Source organism: Ruegeria alba (genome assembly GCF_022321465.1).
GTDB lineage: Bacteria > Pseudomonadota > Alphaproteobacteria > Rhodobacterales > Rhodobacteraceae > Ruegeria_B > Ruegeria_B alba.
The window spans coordinates 81661-101563 of record NZ_JAKOEM010000016.1 but is presented as its reverse complement, the minus strand read 5'-3'; the positions used below and the strand labels follow the sequence as shown (position 1 = coordinate 101563).

Genomic DNA, 19903 nt, shown 5'->3' with positions numbered 1-19903 from the left:
ACTTCACCTATCTCAAGGTGATCGGCTGGGGTTGGTTCTATCTCAGCACAATCCTGGACGACTACAGCCGTTACATCATCGCGTGGAAACTGTGCACGACGATGAAGGCCAGCGATGTCACAGACACGCTGGACCTGGCGCTGGAGGCGTCCGGTTGCGATAGCGCGACGATCATTCAAAAGCCTCGGCTACTCAGCGACAACGGCTCGTCTTACCTTGCCTCTGATCTGGCCGAATACCTTGAGCAAAAGGGAATGGACCATGTTCGTGGCGCGCCGCATCACCCACAGACCCAAGGCAAGATCGAGCGCTGGCACCAAACGATCAAGAACCGGGTTCTGCTGGAAAATTACTTCCTGCCCGACGACCTGGAACGACAGATCGGCGCCTTCGTCGATCACTACAACAACCACCGATACCACGAGAGCCTGGCCAACCTGACACCCGCCGATGTCTATCACGGCCGAGGCGCGAAGATCCTGAAGATGAGAGAGGAGATCAAGAAACAGACAATCCGAAAACGCCGGTTGCAGCACCAAGCCGCTGCCGCCTAAACTCTGACAGAAAGCGAACCAGAGCCTCCGATACGAAACCGCTCATGATGTCCGGAAAACTCTGACGACGGACAATTTTTGATGGCTTCCAGTCGCGCCAGTTGATCCGCGACTGGATCACCTTTGACGATTCGTAATGAGCTGATTTGTCCCTTGATCAGAAAACACCGAAGGAGACATGCTGGATTGGTCGAGATCGCAAATTCGCGGCATGGTACCCAAGCAAGGCGCACCTTGGATATGCTGTGCCCTGTCCGAAAGGATGGGAGGACTTCACTCCGGCTCGGTCACCAGGTAATTCGACCGCGCCAGCCAATCCGGATTCACTTCGACGCCCCAGCCGGGGGCGTCTGTCACTGTTGCATGGCCATTTTCGATCCGGAAGGGGGTCGACGTGAAAAGACCGTCTTGCCAAGGATAGTAATCCAGCCCCTCGATGGAGAACTCCAGATATTTTCCTGCGTTCGGGATGGCGCGCAGCAGGTGCATGGTAAAAAGCGTCACCATCGACAGGTTGGCCGCGTGCGGGGTGATCGGCATCCCGGCGGCATGGGCCATGCGGGCCACGCGCAGGGTGCGCGACAGGCCACCCAGATAGCAGATATCGGGTTGCAGCACATCGACCACCCGGTCGGCGATCATAGTCTGCCAGCGCTCCATCATGCAATCCTGCTCGCCGCCGGTGACGTCGATGTCGAGCGTCTCGGTCACTTCGCGGGTCTGCGCGAATTCCCAGTAGGGGCAGGGTTCCTCATAATGCGAGATGCCGTGCTGTTCCAGCATCCGTCCCACCTCGATGGCGCGGGCGGGGGAGTAGCAGGAATTGGCATCGACCAGCAGCGCCACATCGTCGCCCATGGCGCGGCGCATGGTCGGCACGATCTCTTCGGTGCGGCCGGGCCATTCGTCCCGGTCACCGCCGACCTCGGCGCCGATGCGGAATTTGAAGGCGTCAAAGCCCAGTTCGTCGCGGAGGCGGGTGAGGCGCGCGGCCTCGTCCACCGGCGTGATGTCGCGTTTCATCGACGAGCCATAGGCGCGCACCGGTCCGGGTGTGCCGCCGATCAACTCGCAGACCGGCTTGCCCGCGCGCCGCCCGTGCATGTCCCAGAGCGCGGTGTCGACCCCGCCCATCGCCCGGCGCAGGTAAGAGCCGGGGAACTTGTGCTCGCGGTCGCGCACGATGTCGAGCATGGCGTCAATGTCGGTGCAGTCCATCCCAAGCGCATAGGGTGCGACCTGCCGGTGCAGCACCTGTGCGGTGATGTCGGCGTAATAGGGCGCCACCTGTCCCCAGCCCTGCGCGCCGTCCTCGGCGGTGGCCCGGACGAAGCAGACGAATTCGGTGGAAAAGGTTTCGAGTTTGGCAAGCTTCATGTGGTTTTCCGGTTTTGGCCGGCCGGGGCGGACGGGCATTGCAAAAATGCTGGCGAAAAATCGGGCTGGCAGGTATATCCATTTCGACATTTTCGCCAGACCAATTAAGAGGGCTGCCCGTGAAACATGCCGCAGGCGCCTTGCTGTCCTCGATCCGGCTGGACCGGACGCTCAGGCGCAGTGTCAGCGTTCAGCTCTACATGGCGCTGCGCGACATGATCCTGTCGGGCGCCCTGCGCGCGGGTGAGCGGCTGCCGGCGACCCGGACGCTGGCCAAGGAGGTGGGCGTGTCGCGCACAACGGTGATCGACGCCATCGACCGGCTGGTGGCCGAAGGCATGCTGGTGTCGCGCATCGGGGCGGGGACATATGTCAGCGAAACACTGGAGGACCAGAGCGTAACCGCCCCCAGTCAGGGGGCGGTCAGTGCCGGTCGCGAGCCCAGGCTGTCTTATGTCATCAGCCACGCGCAGGGCGCCTATGCCCAGCGCGCGTGGTTGCCGCACAAGCCGCGCGCCTTTGTCACAGCGTTGCCCGCGCTCGATGCCTTTCCGATGGCGCATTGGGCACGGCTGTCGGCGCGGCACCTGCGGGGCGGGCGCGGCGACGTCATGGGCTATGGCCAGCCCAAGGGGCTGGCCGCGCTGCGCCGGGCGATTGCCACCCATCTGAGCGCGCTCAAGGGCATACGCTGTGACCCCGAACAGGTGTTCATCACCTCGGGTGCGCAACATGCGTTTTCACTGATCGGGCGGCTCTTGCTCAATCCGGGCGACCGGGTCTGGATGGAGAATCCCGGCGCCTCGGGCGCGCGCAATGCGCTGTTGTCCGAAGGGGCCGAACTGGTGCCGGTGGATGTGGATGCGCAAGGCATGGTGGTGTCTGACGGGTTGGCCAAGGCGCCGCATTTCCGGCTGGCCTTTGTCACGCCCTCGCACCAGCAGCCGCTGGGCCATGTCATGTCGCTGCCCCGGCGGCTGGAGCTGTTGCAGGCGGCCGAACAGGCGCAGGCGCTGATCATCGAGGATGATTATGATGGCGAGTTCTACTTTGGCAACGCGCCGCGCCCGGCGCTGCACAGTATCGACGCCAATGGGCGGGTTCTGTATGTCGGCACCTTCTCGAAATCGCTGTTTCCCTCGTTGCGACTGGGGTTCGTGCTGGTGCCCGAGCGGATGGTCGCGGCCTTTGATGGCATGTTCGACACCTGGGCCAGCGGACCCTCGACCGCGACGCAGGCGATCGTGGCCGAGTTCATGGACGAGGGGCATTTCGCCACCCATATCCGGCTGATGCGCCAGCTGTACAAGGCGCGCTACGAGGCCTTGATGGAGGCCGCGCACGGTCTGCCCGAAAGCATCCGCCTGCAAGAGACGACCAGCGGGTTTCACACGCCCGCATTTCTGGATGCGCGCGTGGACGAGGCCGAGGTGGTCGCGCAGGCCATGCAGCAGGGTGTCACGCTGGCACCGCTGCGGCGCTACTGCCTGACCCCGATTTCGCAATCCGGTCTCGTGTTCGGCTTTGGCTGCGCCACGCCCGAGGATATCGCAAGAGGGATGGGTATCCTGGGCGGGCTTCCTGCCTTGCGCTAAGATTGGTCTGAAAGTTTTGTCATATTGGATATGAATTGTGAGCCAATATTGGCCTAGCGTTTCAATCGGAGCCAGCGGGTGGGGGATGTCCTGCCCCGGCTGTAGGGAGCGTCGCGTTCAATCCAATGCCACTTTCGACCATCAGGCAGACGCCATTCTGGCACGATCAGCTGGGCGCCATGCCAGCCTTGCAAACGCAGCCATCGGCCAGGGTCGATGTGCTGATTGTCGGCGCGGGCTATACCGGGCTGAGTGCCGCGCTGACCACGGCGCGCGGCGGCCGCTCGACGCTGGTCGTCGATGCCGAGGATCCGGGATACGGGTGCAGCAGCCGCAATGGCGGCCAGATCAGCACCAGCGTGAAACCCTCGCTGGAAAAGCTGGCCGCGAAATTCGGGTTGGAGCGGGCGCGGGGCATCCGGGCCGAGGGTGCCAATGCGCTGCGTTGGATCGGCGAGTTCGTCGCGCGCGAAGGGCTTGACTGCGACTTCCGCCGGGCCGGGCGCTTTCACGCGGCGCATACGCCGGGCCATTACGAGGAGTTGACACGCGATGCCGAGAAGCTGCGCCAGCAGGAAGGCATCGAAAGCTTTGCCGTGCCGCGATCCGAACAACGCCGCCAGTTGGGCACGGATGCCTATTTCGGCGGCGTGGTGTTTTCTGCGCATTGCTCGCTGCATCCGGGCAAGTTTCACCGCGAATTGCTGCGCCTCGCCATCGGGGCCGGGGTGGAGGTGGTGGGCCAGTGTCGGGTTGGCGCGATCACCCGTTCCGGAACAGGGTTCCGGGTCGAGACCGCCAAGGGCGTGGTCGAGGCGCGCGACGTGATCGTCGCCACCAATGGTTACACCACCGCATTGACGCCCTGGTTGCAGCGCCGGGTGATCCCGATCGGCAGCTATATCATCGCCACCGAGGAACTGCCCGAGGCGACCATTGACGAATTGTTCCCCGGCGACCGCATCGCCAGCGACACCTGCAAGGTGGTCTATTACTATCGCGCCTCGCCCGACCGGCGGCGGGTGCTGTTCGGGGGGCGCGTCTCGGCCTCGGAAACCACGGCGCTGGCCGGGGCAGCCCGGCTGAGACAGGACATGTGCCGCATCTTTCCCCAGTTGGAAAACGTCGCGCTGAGCCATGCCTGGAGCGGCACGGTCGCCTACAGCTTCGACGAACTGGCCCATACCGGGGTGCAGGACGGCATTCACTATGCCATGGGTTATTGCGGATCGGGTGTGTCGATGGCGCCCTATCTGGGCATGCGCGCGGGGCAAAAGGTGCTGGGCCTGGCCGAGGGACAAACCGCGTTCGACGGTCTGCCCTTTCCCACCCGGCCCCTCTATCGCGGCAAGCCCTGGTTCCTGCCCGCGGCGGTGGCCTGGTATCGCTGGAAGGATCAACGACAGTTTCGAAAGGCTTTGCGCATGACCTGAACGGGCCGGGCAGGACGGCACCGCCAGCCTGACCCGGTATTAACGGATCGAAACCAAGGTTTAGGATTCGAAATTTCATTTGTCCCGCTGGTGCCCGCACTATCGCGACAGGTGGAACACGACTAGGGCGCCTTGCCCGCTGCCTGCCGATCTGGACGGGGCAGGACCCGGAAAACCACCAAAGGGAGGAAACCAATGAAAACGAGAACAATTCTGACGATCTCTGCCGCAGTCTTGGCGACGGGCGCATTTGCGCAGGGCAAGAGCGTGACCATCGCGTCCTGGGGCGGCTCGTATCAGGAGGCGCAAAGCAAGGCGCTGTTCGAACCCGCCGCCGCCAATACCGGTATCGAGGTCAAGCAGGAGACCTATGGCGGCATGTCCGATGTGCGACTTCAGGTCAGCTCGGGGCAGGTGACGCTGGATATCGTGGCCAGCGGTTCCGGTTCCGCGGCGCGGGCTGCGGCCGAGGGGCTGCTGGAGAAGCTAGACTATAACGTGATCGACGTCTCGACCTTCTATCCCGGTCTTTACAACGATTACTGCATCGGCGGCGATGTGTTCTCGACCGTCTATGCCTGGAACACCAACACCTATGGCGAGAACGGACCGCAGAGCTGGGCCGATTTCTGGGATGTCGAGAAGTTCCCCGGCTCGCGCGCCTATCGCGGCAAGGTGGCGGGCGCGCTCGAAGGGGCGCTGATGGCCGATGGCGTGGCGCCTGCCGATGTCTATAGCGTGCTCGACAGCGAAGAGGGGATTGAACGGGCGATCGACAAGATCCGCGAGTTGAAACCGCATATTTCGGTGTTCTGGACATCCGGCGCGCAGCATGCGCAGCTGATGAAGGACGGCGAGGTCGATATGACCACCGGCTGGAACGGACGGTTCGACAATGCCGCCAAGGACGGCGCCAAGGTGGCCTACAGCTTCAACCAGGCGCTGCTCGACTACGACTGTTTCGCGGTGCCCAAGGGCGCGCCAAACCGCGATACGGCGATGGAATTCCTGAACGAGATTTCCAAGCCCGAGTATCAGGACGATCTGCCGAAATACATCACCTATGGGCCGACCAACAAGGCGGCCTATGAGACCGGCGTGATCACCGCCGACGTGGCGGCGGGCCTGCCTTCGTCGCCCGAAAACGCGGCGATGCAGCTGCCGGTCTCGCTGGACTGGTACGCCAAGTGGGAGACCATCGCGGCCGAGATGTATCAGGAAATGCTGACCGAGTGAGGCGGGTTTCCAGCCATTCAAGGGCGGGCGCTGCGGCGCCCGCTTGTTTCTCGAACGAAGATTGCGAGGGTTTGTCTTGACCTCCAGAACCAACGAAGCCTTGCCGATCTCGGTCAAGAACGTGACCAAGACCTATGGCCCGGTGCATGCGCTCAATGATGTCTCGCTAGAGGTGCAAAGCGGTGAGTTCCTGACGCTTCTGGGCCCGTCGGGGTCGGGCAAGACGACGCTGTTGATGGTGCTGGCGGGGTTCACCCGGCCCGATTGCGGCAGTCTGAAATTCGGCGACCGCGAGGTGATCCGCACGCCGCCGCATCTGCGCGATGTGGGCATGACATTCCAAAGCTATGCGCTGTTCCCGCATATGACGGTGGCAGGCAACGTGGGGTACCCGCTGAAGCTGCGCAAGGTGCCCAAGCCCGAGATCGCCGCCCGCGTCGAGGCGGCGCTGGACACGGTGCAACTGGGGGGCTTTGGCGACCGGCGGATCGACCAGCTGTCCGGCGGCCAGCGCCAGCGCGTCGCGGTGGCACGGGCCATCGTGTTCGAGCCGCGCATCCTGCTGATGGACGAGCCGCTGTCGGCGCTGGACAAGAAGCTGCGCGACCAGATGCAGATCGAGCTGCGGCACCTGCATGAGAAACTGGGCATGACCACGGTCTATGTCACCCATGACCAACGCGAGGCGCTGACCATGTCCGACCGGATCGCGGTGGTGAACCATGGCCGCATCATGCAGCTGGCCACGCCGCGCGACCTGTACGAGCGGCCCGCCAACCGCTTTGTGGCCGATTTCATCGGTGAATCCACCTTTCTGCCGGTGTCGCGCCAGGGTGACACGGTGCTGTTCGACGGTACGCCCCTGCTGCATGACAGCCCGCCGCCCGACGCCGCCAGCCTGCTCTTGATGGTCCGCCCCGAACGGGTGGTGCTGTCGCGCGAGGGGCCGCGCGAGGGGGTCAACAATTTTGCCGCCACCGCGACCGAGGTGGTTTACCAGGGGGACAGTTTCCTGCTGCATGCGGCGCTGGCCGATGGCGCGCAGATCGTGTTGCGCGGCGCCATGCGGGGCGCCAATATCACCGCCCTGCCTGCGGTGGGCGACGCGCTGACCCTGTGCCTGGCGCCCGAGGATACGGTGCTGATCGACGGAAGCGAGGCCTAGGATGGAGGCGGTACGCACCAACGAGGCGGGGCTGAGGCGCGACGAATGGCTGGAGCGGATGAAGCTCTTTGGCCTCGGCTCGCCCGCGATCCTGCTGATCCTTGTCATTCTGGTGATCCCGGTGGGCTGGCTGTTCTATGTCTCGTTCATCGGGGCGGATGGCACCTTCTCGCTGGAAAATTACGAGCGGATGCTGAAGCGGAAATCCTATGCCCGCATCTTTCAGACCACGTTCGAGGTCAGTTTCCTGACCACCGGCCTGTGTATCCTGATCGGCTATCCGCTGGCCTATTTCATCGCCGGCCTGCCGAACCGGATTGCCAACCTGTGCCTGATCACGGTGTTGCTGCCGTTCTGGACCTCGCTTCTCGTGCGCACCTATGCCTGGCTGGTGCTGCTGCAAAAACGCGGGCTGGTGAACGAATGGGCGATCTCGCTGGGGCTGTGGGACGAACCCATCAAGATTGTCCACAACATGACCGGTACCCTGATCGGCATGGTGCATATCATGCTGCCCTTCCTGATCCTGCCGGTCTATGGCGCGATGAAGGCGATTGACCGCGACCTGATGAAGGCGGCCTCGAACCTGGGTGCCAGCCCGCGCCGGGCGTTCTGGACGGTGTTCTTTCCGCTGACGCTGCCGGGCCTCTTTGCCGGGTCGCTGATGGTGTTCATCCTTTGCCTTGGCTTTTTTGTTACCCCGGCGGTGCTGGGTGGCGGCAAGGTGATCATGGTGTCGATGAAGATCGTGTCCAATATCGAGCTCTTCGTGAACTGGGGGGCGGCCAGCGCGCTGGGCGTGGTGCTGCTGATCTCGACCATGGTGATCCTGTGGATCGCCTCGCGCTTTCTGAACCTTGAGAAGATGACCGGGGGAGGGCACTGATGCTGCGCTGGTTCCAAAGCCCCGCGACCGAGACCCAGATCACCCATGGCCAGCGCCTGTGGCTCTACGTCATTGCGGTGATCACCATGGTGCTGCTGGTGACACCCACGCTGATCGTGGTGCCGATGTCATTCTCGGACAGCCAGTATCTGGAGTTTCCACCCGAGACCTGGTCGACGCGCTGGTACGACCATTACTTCGGCTCGCCCGAGTGGATGCTGGCAACGCGCACCTCGTTCAAGGCGGCGTTCCTGACGATGCTGGTGGCGACACCGATTGGCGTGCTGGCGGCTTATGGCCTGCATTGCTCGAAAATCCGGTTTGTCCGCGCGGCTTTCGTGCTGATGATCACGCCGATGATGGTGCCGGTGGTGCTGGTCGCGATCGGGGCCTTCTACGCCTATGTGCAGCTTCAGATCCTCTATACGATCACCGGGCTGGTGCTGGCGCATACGGTGCTGGCACTGCCGCTGGTGGTGATCGTCACCGGCTCGGCGCTGAAAAGCTTCGACATGAGCCAGGAGGAGGCCGCCCGCAGCCTGGGCGCACCGCGGTGGAAGGCGTTTCTGACCGTGACGTTGCCGCAGATCCGCTTTGCCGTGGTGACGAGCGCGCTCTTGTCCTTTCTCACCTCGTTTGACGAGGTGGTGGTGGCGATGTTCGTCTCGGGCGGCGACAACCCGACCCTGACGCGCAACATGTTCAACGCGCTGCGCGACCAGATCGACCCGACCATCGCCTCGATCTCGACCATCATGATCCTGGTGACGACGGGGATGATGGTGCTGGCGCAGGTGTTTGGACAACAGAAGAAATCAACGAAACCAAGCGAGTGATGCCCGGGTTCGGGCATTCCCCCCTGATCGAGAGAGCTGCCATGATCGACCTGCAAACATTCGCCGACCTTGCCTCGGTACCGCTGGGCGCCTTTGCCGACAAGCCCACCAGCCTGACCAAGGGTCAGACCGAGGCCTCGACTGTGTTGTGGACGTCGGCCGATGGCGGCACCATGATCGGGGTCTGGGAGTGCACGCCGGGCCGGTTTACCGCAGACCGCACCGGGGGCGGCGAATATTGTCATATCCTGTCCGGACGGGCGACTGTGACAAATGCCGATGGCAGTGGCAGCCGCGACATCGGGCCGGGCGACCTTCTGGTGCTTCCGCAGGGCTGGACCGGTCAATGGGAGATACATGACCACATGCGCAAACTTTTTGTCATCAGCGCGGCACCTGCGACCTAGATGCTCGGCAACAGGGGGCGGTGCCCGCCATGAGCGAATATGACTTCATAATCGTGGGTGCGGGGTCGGCCGGCTGCGTGCTGGCCAACCGGCTGAGCGAGAACGGCCGGCACACGGTGTTGCTGCTGGAGGCGGGGGGCAGCGATCTGAACTTCTGGATCTGGATGCCGATCGGCTATGGCAAGACTTTTTACCGGCCCAGCGTCAACTGGATGTACCATACCGAACCCGATGCGGCGCTGAACGGGCGGGTCAGCTATTGGCCGCGCGGCAAGGTGCTGGGCGGGTCAAGCTCGATCAACGCGATGGTCTATGTCCGGGGACAGGCGCAGGATTTCGACGGCTGGCAGGCGATGGGCAATCCGGGTTGGGGCTGGGACGATGTGCTGCCCTATTTCCGCCGCTCCGAGACCAATGACCGGGGTGGAGACGCCTTTCGCGGCGACAATGGCCCGCTGCATGTGGCGACCATGGACCGGGATCTGCACCCGCTCTGCCGGGATTTCATCGCTGCGGGCGGAGAGCTTCAATTTCCGCACAACCCCGATTTCAACGGCGCCACGCAAGAGGGGGTGGGTACCTATCAGAACACCGCCAAGGGGGGCATGCGGATGTCGGCGGCGCGGGCCTATCTGCGCCCCGTTTTGCGACGCGCGAACCTGCGTGTCGAGACGGGGGCGCTGGCCGAACGGGTGCTGTTCGAGGGCAGGCAGGCGGTGGGGGTGGCGTATCGCCGGAACGGGCAGGTCAAGACCGTGCGCGCCCGGCGCGAGGTGATCCTGTCGGGCGGGGCGATCAACTCGCCGCAATTGCTGCAACTGTCTGGCGTCGGCCCCGCCCGCCTGTTGCGGGACACGGGCATAGAGGTGGTGCATGCGCTGGACGGGGTGGGGCGGAATTTGCAGGATCATCTCAGTATCGACCATCTCTACCGCTCGCGCGTGCCGACGCTGAACACCCAGCTGCACCCGTGGTATGGCAAGCTGTGGCACGGGCTGCGCTATGTGCTGACACGGCGCGGGCCGCTGTCGCTGGGCGTCAACCAGGCGGGTGGCTTCGTGCGCTCGCGTCCCGGTCTGGATCGTCCGAACATGCAGCTGTTCTTTTCGCCGGTCAGCTATACCAAGGCGCCGCCGGGCAAACGGCCGCTGATGAACCCCGACCCGTTCCCTGGCTTCCTGCTCAGCGCCCAGCCGACCCGACCCACCAGCCGGGGGCATCTGGAGATCCGCTCCTCGGACCCGAAAGAGCCACCGGCGATCCACCCCAATTACCTTGCCACCGAGATCGACATGCAGGAGATGCTCGAAGGTACGCGGCTGCTGCGGCGGCTGGCCGAGGCCCCGGCGCTTGCCCGGCTGATCGAGGCCGAGATGCTGCCCGGTGCGGATATTCGTTCCGATGACGATCTGATCGCCGACATCCGGCAGCGGGCCGGAACCGTGTTCCACCCGGTCAGCACCTGCCGGATGGGGCCGGACGTGGCGCGGGACGTGGTGGACGCACGCCTGCGGGTGCATGGCATCAGCGGGCTGCGGGTGGTCGATGCCTCGATCTTTCCTACGCTGACCTCCGGCAATACCAATGCCCCGGCGATCATGGTGGGCGAAAAGGGCGCCGACATGATCCTGGAAGATTGCGGTGCAGGCGGGTAAATCTTGCTGCAATGTAACAAAATGATAATCTGCCTGTCCCCTGATGTTTGGTTTCTTTTAGTCTCGCCATGCATCTGAAGCTGCGCCATCTCGAAGTCTTCCACGCCCTGATGGAGAAGAGCTCGGTCTCGAAGGCGGCGGACCGGCTCCACTTGACCCAGCCCGCCATCAGCATCGCGCTCTCGCGGCTCGAGGATATGCTGGGCTTTCCCCTGTTCCATCGATCCAAGGTCCTTTTTGCCCGCCCCCCATAGGCGTATCTGCTGTATATGGATGCGGAACCGTCGATCCTTGCGGTCGAGCAGTTTGCTAACCGGGCGCGCCTGATCAGGCAGGGCGGGGCCGGGCTGTCGGTGCCCGCGTGGGGCTTTGTCCCACTGATCTGCGACAAGACGGCGGCTCGGGCCATGTTGCCGATTAGCGGCCCGGTATAAGCCGGGTAAATCGCTCGTTTCCAATTCGGAATGTCCCGATCCAGAGATGCGCCGCCTTATCGGCGATCGGGTCCGCGCGGCTGGCGCCGCGCTCTGCGGCCCCAACAGCATGGGGTTTCATAACTTCAGTTGTGCGCTGCGGGTGACTCCGTTTCCGGTACTGCTGAACCTGAAACCGGGGGGGTATTGCGCAATCGGGCTCGATCCTTGGGCGTTGATGAACAACGACCGGCGGCTGCGGTTTTCGCCGGCGGTCAGCACCGGCTCCGAGACGGTGACCACCACCGCCGACTACCCGCGCTGGATGGTCGACCAGCCGGAAACCCGCGTGGTCGGCCTGTTCCTCGAAACCGTGCACGACCCGGAGGGAGTTGTCGCCGCGATTGAGGAGGTGGCCACCCGCGACATTGCGGCGGCGATCCTCAAGGCTGGGCGCTCGGCCCTGAGTGCACGCATGGCGAGCTCGCATACGGGCGCGCCGGTGGGCGACGATGCCCTGTTCCGCGCGCTGGTGCGGCGGCTGGGCGGTTATATGGCGGGGTCGATCGACGAGGTGGCGGCGATGCTGGCGCAATTTGCGCTGGGTTGGGGGGGGGCATCCGCTCCGGGCATCGCCTCGATCCACAATTCCGGTTGCGAGCTCGAATTAATGGCTGACATGGCAGACGATCACCGCCTTGACTATGCCGAGCTGTCGCCCGGCACCATGGCGGCGGTTCAGGCGGTGCTCGAACCCGGTATCGCGGCAGAGAACCCGCTTGACGCCTGGGGTACGGGGTAGGGCGTGCGCGAGACCTATACGCGCTCTCTCGCCGCGATCATAGCGGACGAGCGCGTGGGCACCGGATCATACGTGCTGAATTGGAGCGGTAGTTACTATCTGCACGAGATGCACGCCCAGGCCCTGGCTAAAGCCTTCGGCCAGACTGGCAAGCCGTTGGCCGCTGTCTCGAATTTTTACGCAGCGATGACGCGGTCCTGGCCGAGCGTTTCTTCAGTTGCTATGGTGAGCTTGACAGCAAGCGACATTGGATCTGGGCGATGGCTGAGTTCTAACTGCCAAAGTCAGTTCTTCAGCGTCCCGTTGGGAAAGTATATTTGACACTTTGGCGCTGAAAGCGTCACCGCCTTATTTTCTTGGTTCTCTATAGACAATCATTTACTGCCTTGTTACATGCTTCCAATCTTGCGCCCTGGGATTCGTCCCGGGGCTCGTGATTTTTGCAGCCGGGGACCTTCGGGGCCCTATACAATGGGCACCTACGGGGGCCTCAATACATAGGCGGGGCAACCCGCCGTTGCTAAACGGAAGACAGAAAGCATGGCACTCAAGTCGTATAAGCCGACGACGCCGGGCCAGCGCGGGCTGGTGCTGATCGACCGTTCGGAGCTTTGGAAAGGACGTCCTGTCAAATCCCTCACCGAGGGTTTGACCAAGTCGGGCGGCCGGAACAACACCGGACGGATCACCTCGCGTCGCCGCGGTGGTGGGGCGAAACGCCTCTACCGGATCGTTGACTTCAAACGGAACAAATTCGATGTGGCGGCCACCGTCGAGCGGATCGAGTACGATCCGAACCGGACCGCGTTCATCGCACTGATCAAATACGAAGACGGCGAGCAGGCCTATATCCTGGCCCCGCAGCGTCTGGCGGTCGGTGACAAGGTCGTGGCATCCGCCAAGGCCGACATCAAGCCGGGTAACGCGATGCCCTTCTCGGGCATGCCGATCGGTACCATCGTGCACAACATCGAGATGAAGCCCGGTAAGGGCGGTCAGATCGCACGTGCCGCCGGCACCTACGCCCAGTTCGTGGGCCGTGATGGCGGCTACGCTCAGATCCGTCTGAGCTCGGGCGAACTGCGCATGGTGCGTCAGGAATGCATGGCCACCGTCGGTGCCGTGTCGAACCCCGACAACAGCAACCAGAACTACGGCAAGGCCGGCCGCATGCGCCACAAGGGCATTCGTCCGTCGGTCCGCGGTGTTGCAATGAACCCGATCGACCACCCCCATGGTGGTGGTGAGGGCCGCACCTCGGGTGGCCGTACGCCGGTGACCCCGTGGGGCAAGGACACCAAGGGTACCCGTACCCGCAACAAGAACAAAGCGTCGCAAAAGCTGATCATTCGCTCGCGTCACGCCAAGAAGAAAGGGCGTTAAGCAATGTCTCGCTCTGTTTGGAAAGGTCCTTTCGTCGATGCTTATGTCCTGAAGAAGGCAGCAGCAGCGCGCGAGTCGGGCCGCAACGAAGTCATCAAGATCTGGTCGCGCCGGTCCACCATCCTGCCCCAGTTCGTGGGTCTGACCTTTGGCGTGTACAACGGCCAGAAACACATCCCCGTCAACGTCTCCGAAGACATGATCGGTCAGAAGTTCGGTGAATACTCGCCGACCCGGACCTATTACGGTCACGCGGCTGACAAAAAAGCGAAGCGGAAGTAAGTCATGGGCAAGGAAAAGAACCCCCGCCGCGTGGCCGAAAACGAAGCAATGGCGAAAACCCGCATGCTTCGCACCAGCCCGCAGAAACTGAACCTGGTTGCAGCGATGATCCGCGGCAAGAAAGTCGGACAGGCCCTGACCGACCTGACTTTCTCGAACAAGCGGATCGCGCAGGACGTGAAGAAATGCCTTCAGTCCGCCATCGCCAATGCCGAAAACAACCACAACCTGGACGTGGACGAGCTGATCGTTGCCGAAGCATGGGTTGGCAAGAACCTGGTCATGAAGCGCGGCCGCCCGCGGGCCCGTGGCCGGTTCGGCAAGATCATGAAGCCGTTCTCGGAGCTCACCATCAAGGTGCGTCAAGTTGAGGAGCAAGCCTAATGGGACATAAAGTCAATCCGATCGGCATGCGTCTTCAGGTCAACCGCACCTGGGACAGCCGCTGGTACGCAGATACCAAGGACTATGGCAATCTGCTGCTCGAAGACCTCGCGATCCGCGAGTTCATCAAGGAAGAGTGCAAGCAGGCCGGTGTCGCCCGTGTGATCATCGAGCGTCCGCACAAGAAGTGCCGCGTGACGATCCACACCGCGCGTCCGGGCGTGATTATCGGCAAGAAAGGCGCCGATATCGAGACCCTGCGCAAGAAGCTGGCGAACATGACCGACAGCGAGCTGCACCTGAACATCGTCGAAGTGCGCAAGCCCGAGATGGATGCTCAGCTGGTCGCCGAGTCGATCGCCCAGCAGCTGGAACGCCGCGTGTCCTTCCGCCGTGCGATGAAGCGCGCGGTGCAAAACTCGATGCGGATGGGTGCCCTGGGCATCCGTGTGAACGTCGCCGGCCGTCTGGGCGGTGCCGAGATCGCACGGACCGAATGGTATCGCGAGGGCCGCGTGCCCCTGCACACCCTGCGCGCCGACATCGATTATGCTCTGGCCGAGGCCTCGACCCCTTACGGGATCATCGGGATCAAGGTCTGGATCTTCAAAGGCGAGATCCTCGAGCATGATCCGCAGGCGCGTGACCGCAAGGCACAGGAACTCCAGGACGGTCCGGCCCCGCGTGGCGCCGGTGGCCGCCGCTAAGGAGGATTAGAGATGCTGCAACCAAAGCGCACTAAATTCCGCAAGATGTTCAAGGGCCGTATCCACGGTCTGGCAAAAGGCGGAAGCGACCTGAACTTCGGCACCTATGGTCTGAAGGCTCTGGAGCCCGAGCGGGTTACCGCCCGCCAGATCGAAGCCGCACGTCGTGCCATGACGCGTCACATGAAACGTCAGGGCCGCGTCTGGATCCGGATCTTCCCGGATACGCCGGTGACCTCGAAGCCGACCGAAGTCCGTATGGGTAAAGGTAAGGGTTCGGTGGATTACTGGGCCTGCAAGGTCAAGCCCGGTCGCGTGATGTTCGAGATCGATGGCGTCAATGACGACATCGCCCGCGAGGCCCTGCGCCTGGCCGCGATGAAGCTGCCGATCAAGACCCGCGTCGTGGTCCGCGAAGACTGGTAATCCCGGTCTTACGACAAGACATTGAAACCCCCGCCGGGACACCGGCGGGGGTTTTCCTTTTTCGGTATCCATCGTAGAATTTGTGCATTCCGTGTCCGGAGGTGACCCTTGGCGCAGCCCCGCAAGACCGTTTTTCAGCGTGAAATCATTACCGCGGATGCCTTCGGTGAACCTTGCCATCCCGTGACCCGGGTGGCTGTCATGGTCGCGTTTCGCAATCCGTTGGCGGGTCGGTTCTTTCGTGACCTCTCGCCCCTGTTCGAGATCGGTCGCGAATTGGGCGAAGCTCTGGCACGGCAAGCCATCGCCGAATTGGGCAATCCCCCGATTTCCTACGGCAAGGCCGCGATTGTCGGAGCAAATGGCGACATGGAACAGGGCGGGGCGGTTGTGCATCCCAAACTGGGTGCGCCGATGCGCGTGGCAGCGGGCGGCGGGGCGGCGGTGATCCCTTCCAATGTAAAACTGGGCGGACCGGGCACAACGATTGACGTGCCGCTGGGTCACAAGGACAACCCCTGGTCCTTTGATCATTTCGACACGATGACCCTGGTCATGGCGGATGCACCGGGCCCGGACGAGATTGTCATGTGCCTGGCCTATGCTGACGGCGGACGCCCGATCCCCCGCTGCGGCAAGGGTCCGGTCCAGACCTGAACAGGCAAAGTGTGGAAAGTGGTGCGCCAAACCACAAGGAGACCCGCCGATTTCCCGACGGGCGCTTTTTGTTCATTGCTGTGCATTCTACCAGTTTCTGGACTGGCGAAGCCGCGTCTGCTCAATCTGGTCAACTCCGCTGGTATCTCGTGCAATCGACATGACATCGTCGCGTGTCAGCCCGATGTCGCGCAATCCGCGGTCCGATAGCAGGGACAAAGTGGCCATCGCATGCCAGCGGAGCAATAGCCCTTGGGCGATCAAAAGGAACCGATTTACGGAAAGGGCATTGTGAAGGCGGGTCTGCTCGGTTGCGGCATGTGCGAGGGAGATCATCTGTCGTAGTCCTTGTTCGGGGTTCATCTGACGACAGGGTGCCACCTCAATCATGGCGCGGGGCAGTGTAGGAAGTGAACCAGAACCGGTACAGCTTCTGTACTGGAGCGATATCCCGGGCCCGGATAGACTGTCACATATCCGACAGACCAGAAGATGGAGGTACGAGATGACGACCAAACCGTTTGGTCTCTTTTGCCCGACTTCCAAGGCTTGCGAAGTCCTCAATCCCCGTTGGACCATTCAGATCCTCGGAGAGCTCTCCACCGGTTCGACCCGTTTCAACGATATCAAGCGCGGCCTACCCGGAATCTCGCCGACTCTGCTGGCCAAACGCCTGAAAGAGATGCAGCAGAATGGGCTTGTCGAACGGATCGATGACCCAGCCAGCGGGGTCATAGACTATATCCGTACCGAGAAGGCCGTCGAACTGGATCCGATCCTCGAAGGTCTCGCGCGATGGGCGCAGCGCAATGTATCTGTCGATGTGGCGCTCGAAGACCGTGATGCGGATGTCCTGATGTGGACCCTTCGAAACCGGATCGTGGTCGATGCGCTGCCGCCGGGCCGGACAGTTGTCCGTTTCAACTTTTCGGACGCAACCTCCCCTGCGTCGACCTATTGGCTGGTCGTTCGTCCGGGTGTTCCGGTGGAACTGTGTGCTGCGGATCCCGGCTTTGAGGTGGATTTGTTCATCGAGACGGGTGTGTCCGTGATGACCGGCATCTATCTTGGCCGGATGTCTTACGGTCGCGAGATCGACAGCGGAAGGTTTTTCATGTCAGGAGACAAACGACTGGAAAAGACGATCGGGCGATGGCTCAGACTAAGCATGTACGCTGGGGTCGAGGGTCTGGCTCGGGCCGTTTGAGATCGAATATTGCTGTGGCGGCGACTGGCTCTCGCGCGTGTTCCCGGGTTGGTCTATGACTCCGCCATGTCCCAGATCGAATCCCTCTTTGTCACCCGCCTCTATCGCGCCCGCCTGTCCGAACATGGCCCCGCCATTGACCCTGACGAGATGGAGGCGTCCTGCTATTCCATCGCCGAGGATGACGAGGCCGGGCAGGAGTGGTGCGAGGAAAACGGCTATCCCGGCTATACCTCCTATGCCTCGCTCACCGATCTGCCCTGGCGGTTTCCGATCTTTGCCGATCTGGTCACATCGCTCGACGCCCATGTCGCGGCCTTTGCAGCCGATCTGGAGTTCGATCTGGACGGGCGCAAACTGGTGCTCGAGGATCTCTGGATCAACATCCTGCCGCAGGGCGGCATGCATTCCAGCCACCTGCATCCGCATTCGGTGATTTCCGGCACCACCTATGTCGCCATGCCCGACGGTGCCAGCGCGCTGAAGCTGGAAGACCCCCGTTCGGGCCGGATGATGGCGGCGCCGACGCGCACCAAGACCGCCCGGCGCGAATTGCAGCCCTTTATCTATATGAAACCCGATGTGGGCGATGTGCTGCTCTGGGAAAGCTGGCTGCGCCACGAGGTTCCGATGAACATGGCTGAAGAGGAACGCATCTCGGTCAGCTTCAACTATCGGTGGGAGTGATCCCGGCGCCGGCAGCACCGGATTTGACCGAAGTCATGGGGATCATTCGCGCGTTGCTCCAAATTGGGCGCGCTGCTTCGGCGTGACGCGCCAGCGGCAGCGCTTGTCCTTGGTCGCGAATGTGCCATGCCGCGTATCTCTCTGCCCCTTTTGACTGCCCTTCTTGCCCTGTTTCTGGCTGCGCCCGGGCGGGCGCAATCGGTCGATCCGCATCGTCTGTACGAGGAACGCTGCGCCGGGTGCCATCTGCCGCATGCCGGTGATTTCGTCTGGCAGGATCTGGCGCTGACGCAAGAGGGGTTGACGGGGCAACGGTCCGGACGCTCCGTTGCGGCCATGCTGGAGGCAGGCCATGGCCGCCTGACCCCGCAGGAGGCTGCGATCCTGCTTGCCCATTTCGACATGATCCGTACCTCGGGGCAGCTGTTCCGGCAGAAATGCCGGGCCTGTCATGTTTCGGCCCGCGATCTGGCGCGCCAAAGTCTGATTCTGCGCGAGGGGGTGCTGACCGGTCGCTATACGGATCGGGATATCGCGACGTTCCTGGTGGGGCATGGCCGGCTGACCCCGGAACAGGTCGCCCAGATGCTTGAGGTGTTGAAACGCGCGACCGCCAACCGTTAGGCCCCCGCGCCGTGCTTGAATGCAACCGAGGGGACCGCTATCGCTGAAAGGAGGCCGGAGAAACACCGGCGGGACTAGCGGACATCGCGCGCATGGATCTGGGGTTCATCATCGAAGGCTGGGCGGGGCATTTGTCCTATCTGCTGCTCGTGCTGTCGATGCTGATGCGCCACATGCTGTGGCTGCGGTTGTTCGTGATCGCCTCGGCATTGGCGGGCATCGCGTTCGATCATTTCTGGCTGCAAAACCCGGTGGGCGTGTTCTGGCAGAGCCTGTTGGTTGTGGTGAACGTTGCCGAGCTTGCCCTGCTGTGGCGCAACGACCGGCGCGCGCGGTTCACCCCTGAGGAGGACCGGTTTCGCGAAACCCTGCTGAGCGGGCTCTCGCCGGGGCGTACCCGCCGGTTGCTGGATATGGGGCGCTGGGAAACGCTGCCATCCGAGACGGTGCTGACACATGAAGGGCAACGACCCGAGTTCCTGACCTATGTGGCGTCCGGCGTGGTTCGGATTGAACGACAAGGTCGGCTGCTGCGGCTGGTGGGCGAGGGCCATTTCATCGGCGAGATGTCCCTGATGGGGGATGGACTGGCGGTGGCGACGGCGGTGATGCAGAACGAGGGGTGGGTCTGGCGGATCGAGCGGCCCAAGCTCGACCGCCTGCGCGAGAGCAACCCGGCAGCCATGGCGGCCGTCGAGGCGGGTGTTGCCCGCGACATGCGCGCCAAGCTGGCCTATCAGAACGCCGGTGCCGAAACCGCCGTTCGACCGGTTGGCGGGACGGCCGACTGACAGCAGGTCGCCGGTCATGTGTACGGGCGAACTTTCCCTTGCCCTCCCATGGCAACTCTCCTATAGAGCGGCATCTTGCGTTCCCCCGCGCCAGCGGGGGATTCGCTTGTTTGTCATTCATCCACCAGGTCAAGGGTGACCCGGCCACGGGGCCCTCTGGTGTTTTGAGCAAAGGAAAAGGCGATGAACGCCCAGGAACTGCGTAACAAGACCCCGGATCAGCTCCGGGAAGATCTGGTCAACCTGAAGAAGGAGGCGTTCAACCTGCGCTTCCAGCAGGCCACCGGTCAGCTCGAAAGCACGGCCCGCATCCGCACCGTCCGCCGCGACGTTGCCCGTGTGCAGACCGTGCTGAACGAAAAAGCCGCTGAAGCTGCGAACTGAGGAGCCTGAGAG

At 62.8% G+C, this 19903-nt stretch carries 24 protein-coding genes; 22 read left to right on the top strand and 2 right to left on the bottom strand.

The genetic code is table 11. The features are described from left to right. Positions 1-554: DDE-type integrase/transposase/recombinase (locus MB818_RS16265; protein ID WP_234237798.1), on the top strand; the 554-nt coding region annotated here is incomplete at its 5' end. Between the two features lie 273 nt (positions 555-827). Here MB818_RS16265 and MB818_RS16260 read toward each other — a convergent pair. Then, the gene (locus MB818_RS16260; protein ID WP_238905743.1) at positions 828-1931 is read right to left on the bottom strand and encodes a mandelate racemase/muconate lactonizing enzyme family protein; all 1104 of its coding nucleotides are present in this window, start codon (positions 1929-1931) and stop codon (positions 828-830) included. Positions 1932-2050: 119 nt separating this feature from the next. On the opposite strand from MB818_RS16260, the gene pdxR reads away from it, so the two are divergent. From pdxR to MB818_RS16180, 16 genes are all read left to right on the top strand, one after another. Continuing rightward, positions 2051-3526, top strand: a complete 1476-nt coding sequence (gene pdxR / locus MB818_RS16255; protein WP_234145522.1) for a MocR-like pyridoxine biosynthesis transcription factor PdxR — start codon at positions 2051-2053, stop codon at positions 3524-3526. Between the two features lie 125 nt (positions 3527-3651). Continuing rightward, entirely contained in the window at positions 3652-4959 is a 1308-nt protein-coding gene (locus MB818_RS16250; RefSeq protein ID WP_234140461.1) for an NAD(P)/FAD-dependent oxidoreductase, read from the top strand. A 195-nt stretch (positions 4960-5154) separates the two neighbouring features. Further along, positions 5155-6195, top strand: a complete 1041-nt coding sequence (locus MB818_RS16245; RefSeq protein ID WP_234140465.1) for an ABC transporter substrate-binding protein — start codon at positions 5155-5157, stop codon at positions 6193-6195. A gap of 76 nt (positions 6196-6271) precedes the next feature. After that, positions 6272-7360 (top strand): ABC transporter ATP-binding protein, encoded by a 1089-nt coding sequence (locus MB818_RS16240; protein ID WP_238905742.1) that lies wholly within the window; start codon positions 6272-6274, stop codon positions 7358-7360. A 1-nt stretch (position 7361) separates the two neighbouring features. Then, a complete protein-coding gene (locus MB818_RS16235; protein WP_238905741.1) occupies positions 7362-8246 on the top strand; it encodes an ABC transporter permease in 885 nt (294 codons plus the stop codon). Beyond that, positions 8246-9082, top strand: a complete 837-nt coding sequence (locus tag MB818_RS16230; RefSeq protein ID WP_234140473.1) for an ABC transporter permease — start codon at positions 8246-8248, stop codon at positions 9080-9082. Before MB818_RS16235 ends, MB818_RS16230 begins: the two co-directional genes overlap by 1 nt. Before the next feature lie 41 nt (positions 9083-9123). Beyond that, on the top strand, positions 9124-9489 hold the full coding sequence (locus tag MB818_RS16225) for a cupin domain-containing protein (protein ID WP_234140476.1): 366 nt from the start codon (positions 9124-9126) through the stop codon (positions 9487-9489). A 29-nt stretch (positions 9490-9518) separates the two neighbouring features. Next, positions 9519-11144 carry a GMC family oxidoreductase gene (locus MB818_RS16220; RefSeq protein ID WP_238905740.1) on the top strand — a complete coding sequence of 542 codons (1626 nt, stop codon included), beginning with the start codon at positions 9519-9521 and terminating at the stop codon, positions 11142-11144. A gap of 68 nt (positions 11145-11212) precedes the next feature. Then, positions 11213-11398: a helix-turn-helix domain-containing protein gene (locus MB818_RS16215; protein WP_234140480.1), complete on the top strand. Its 186-nt coding sequence runs from the start codon at positions 11213-11215 to the stop codon at positions 11396-11398. Between the two features lie 226 nt (positions 11399-11624). Then, the gene (locus tag MB818_RS16210; protein ID WP_238905738.1) at positions 11625-12359 is read left to right on the top strand and encodes a hypothetical protein; all 735 of its coding nucleotides are present in this window, start codon (positions 11625-11627) and stop codon (positions 12357-12359) included. A 540-nt stretch (positions 12360-12899) separates the two neighbouring features. After that, the gene (gene rplB / locus MB818_RS16205) at positions 12900-13742 is read left to right on the top strand and encodes a 50S ribosomal protein L2 (protein WP_011046244.1); all 843 of its coding nucleotides are present in this window, start codon (positions 12900-12902) and stop codon (positions 13740-13742) included. 3 nt (positions 13743-13745) lie between these two features. Next, positions 13746-14024: a 30S ribosomal protein S19 gene (gene rpsS / locus MB818_RS16200; RefSeq protein WP_093029006.1), complete on the top strand. Its 279-nt coding sequence runs from the start codon at positions 13746-13748 to the stop codon at positions 14022-14024. A 3-nt stretch (positions 14025-14027) separates the two neighbouring features. Continuing rightward, a complete protein-coding gene (rplV, locus tag MB818_RS16195) occupies positions 14028-14408 on the top strand; it encodes a 50S ribosomal protein L22 (protein ID WP_234140484.1) in 381 nt (126 codons plus the stop codon). After that, complete coding sequence (gene rpsC / locus MB818_RS16190) at positions 14408-15115, top strand: 30S ribosomal protein S3 (RefSeq protein WP_011046247.1); 708 nt, start codon at positions 14408-14410, stop codon at positions 15113-15115. Before rplV ends, rpsC begins: the two co-directional genes overlap by 1 nt. Before the next feature lie 12 nt (positions 15116-15127). Then, positions 15128-15541, top strand: a complete 414-nt coding sequence (rplP, locus tag MB818_RS16185) for a 50S ribosomal protein L16 (RefSeq protein ID WP_234140485.1) — start codon at positions 15128-15130, stop codon at positions 15539-15541. A gap of 108 nt (positions 15542-15649) precedes the next feature. Then, positions 15650-16198 carry an amino acid synthesis family protein gene (locus tag MB818_RS16180; protein WP_234140486.1) on the top strand — a complete coding sequence of 183 codons (549 nt, stop codon included), beginning with the start codon at positions 15650-15652 and terminating at the stop codon, positions 16196-16198. Between the two features lie 87 nt (positions 16199-16285). On the opposite strand, the gene MB818_RS16175 is transcribed toward MB818_RS16180, so the two are convergent. After that, a complete protein-coding gene (locus tag MB818_RS16175; protein ID WP_234140488.1) occupies positions 16286-16534 on the bottom strand; it encodes a YjiS-like domain-containing protein in 249 nt (82 codons plus the stop codon). 169 nt (positions 16535-16703) lie between these two features. Between MB818_RS16175 and MB818_RS16170 the strand changes: the two genes are divergently transcribed. The 5 genes from MB818_RS16170 to rpmC all read left to right on the top strand — a co-directional run bounded on the left by MB818_RS16170 (position 16704) and on the right by rpmC (position 19891). Beyond that, complete coding sequence (locus MB818_RS16170; protein ID WP_234163769.1) at positions 16704-17405, top strand: winged helix-turn-helix transcriptional regulator; 702 nt, start codon at positions 16704-16706, stop codon at positions 17403-17405. Positions 17406-17471: 66 nt separating this feature from the next. Further along, the gene (locus MB818_RS16165; RefSeq protein WP_234140492.1) at positions 17472-18092 is read left to right on the top strand and encodes a 2OG-Fe(II) oxygenase family protein; all 621 of its coding nucleotides are present in this window, start codon (positions 17472-17474) and stop codon (positions 18090-18092) included. Positions 18093-18218: 126 nt separating this feature from the next. Further along, entirely contained in the window at positions 18219-18716 is a 498-nt protein-coding gene (locus tag MB818_RS16160; protein WP_234217460.1) for a hypothetical protein, read from the top strand. 92 nt (positions 18717-18808) lie between these two features. After that, positions 18809-19507, top strand: coding sequence for a Crp/Fnr family transcriptional regulator (locus MB818_RS16155; protein WP_234219541.1), 699 nt, complete (start codon positions 18809-18811; stop codon positions 19505-19507). Positions 19508-19690: 183 nt separating this feature from the next. After that, positions 19691-19891, top strand: a complete 201-nt coding sequence (rpmC, locus tag MB818_RS16150) for a 50S ribosomal protein L29 (protein WP_234140496.1) — start codon at positions 19691-19693, stop codon at positions 19889-19891. Positions 19892-19903 lie beyond the last annotated feature (12 nt).

Coding starts and splice junctions, on each gene's coding strand:
- MB818_RS16260 (WP_238905743.1), bottom strand. CDS start 1,931: ATGAAGCTTGCCAAACTCGAAACCTTTTCCACCGAATTCGTCTGCTTC.
- MB818_RS16250 (WP_234140461.1), top strand. CDS start 3,652: ATGCCACTTTCGACCATCAGGCAGACGCCATTCTGGCACGATCAGCTG.
- MB818_RS16245 (WP_234140465.1), top strand. CDS start 5,155: ATGAAAACGAGAACAATTCTGACGATCTCTGCCGCAGTCTTGGCGACG.
- MB818_RS16235 (WP_238905741.1), top strand. CDS start 7,362: ATGGAGGCGGTACGCACCAACGAGGCGGGGCTGAGGCGCGACGAATGG.
- MB818_RS16230 (WP_234140473.1), top strand. CDS start 8,246: ATGCTGCGCTGGTTCCAAAGCCCCGCGACCGAGACCCAGATCACCCAT.
- MB818_RS16225 (WP_234140476.1), top strand. CDS start 9,124: ATGATCGACCTGCAAACATTCGCCGACCTTGCCTCGGTACCGCTGGGC.
- MB818_RS16220 (WP_238905740.1), top strand. CDS start 9,519: ATGAGCGAATATGACTTCATAATCGTGGGTGCGGGGTCGGCCGGCTGC.
- MB818_RS16215 (WP_234140480.1), top strand. CDS start 11,213: ATGCATCTGAAGCTGCGCCATCTCGAAGTCTTCCACGCCCTGATGGAG.
- MB818_RS16210 (WP_238905738.1), top strand. CDS start 11,625: ATGCGCCGCCTTATCGGCGATCGGGTCCGCGCGGCTGGCGCCGCGCTC.
- rplB (WP_011046244.1), top strand. CDS start 12,900: ATGGCACTCAAGTCGTATAAGCCGACGACGCCGGGCCAGCGCGGGCTG.
- rpsS (WP_093029006.1), top strand. CDS start 13,746: ATGTCTCGCTCTGTTTGGAAAGGTCCTTTCGTCGATGCTTATGTCCTG.
- rplV (WP_234140484.1), top strand. CDS start 14,028: ATGGGCAAGGAAAAGAACCCCCGCCGCGTGGCCGAAAACGAAGCAATG.
- rpsC (WP_011046247.1), top strand. CDS start 14,408: ATGGGACATAAAGTCAATCCGATCGGCATGCGTCTTCAGGTCAACCGC.
- rplP (WP_234140485.1), top strand. CDS start 15,128: ATGCTGCAACCAAAGCGCACTAAATTCCGCAAGATGTTCAAGGGCCGT.
- MB818_RS16175 (WP_234140488.1), bottom strand. CDS start 16,534: ATGATCTCCCTCGCACATGCCGCAACCGAGCAGACCCGCCTTCACAAT.
- MB818_RS16170 (WP_234163769.1), top strand. CDS start 16,704: ATGACGACCAAACCGTTTGGTCTCTTTTGCCCGACTTCCAAGGCTTGC.
- MB818_RS16165 (WP_234140492.1), top strand. CDS start 17,472: ATGTCCCAGATCGAATCCCTCTTTGTCACCCGCCTCTATCGCGCCCGC.
- MB818_RS16160 (WP_234217460.1), top strand. CDS start 18,219: ATGCCGCGTATCTCTCTGCCCCTTTTGACTGCCCTTCTTGCCCTGTTT.
- MB818_RS16155 (WP_234219541.1), top strand. CDS start 18,809: ATGGATCTGGGGTTCATCATCGAAGGCTGGGCGGGGCATTTGTCCTAT.
- rpmC (WP_234140496.1), top strand. CDS start 19,691: ATGAACGCCCAGGAACTGCGTAACAAGACCCCGGATCAGCTCCGGGAA.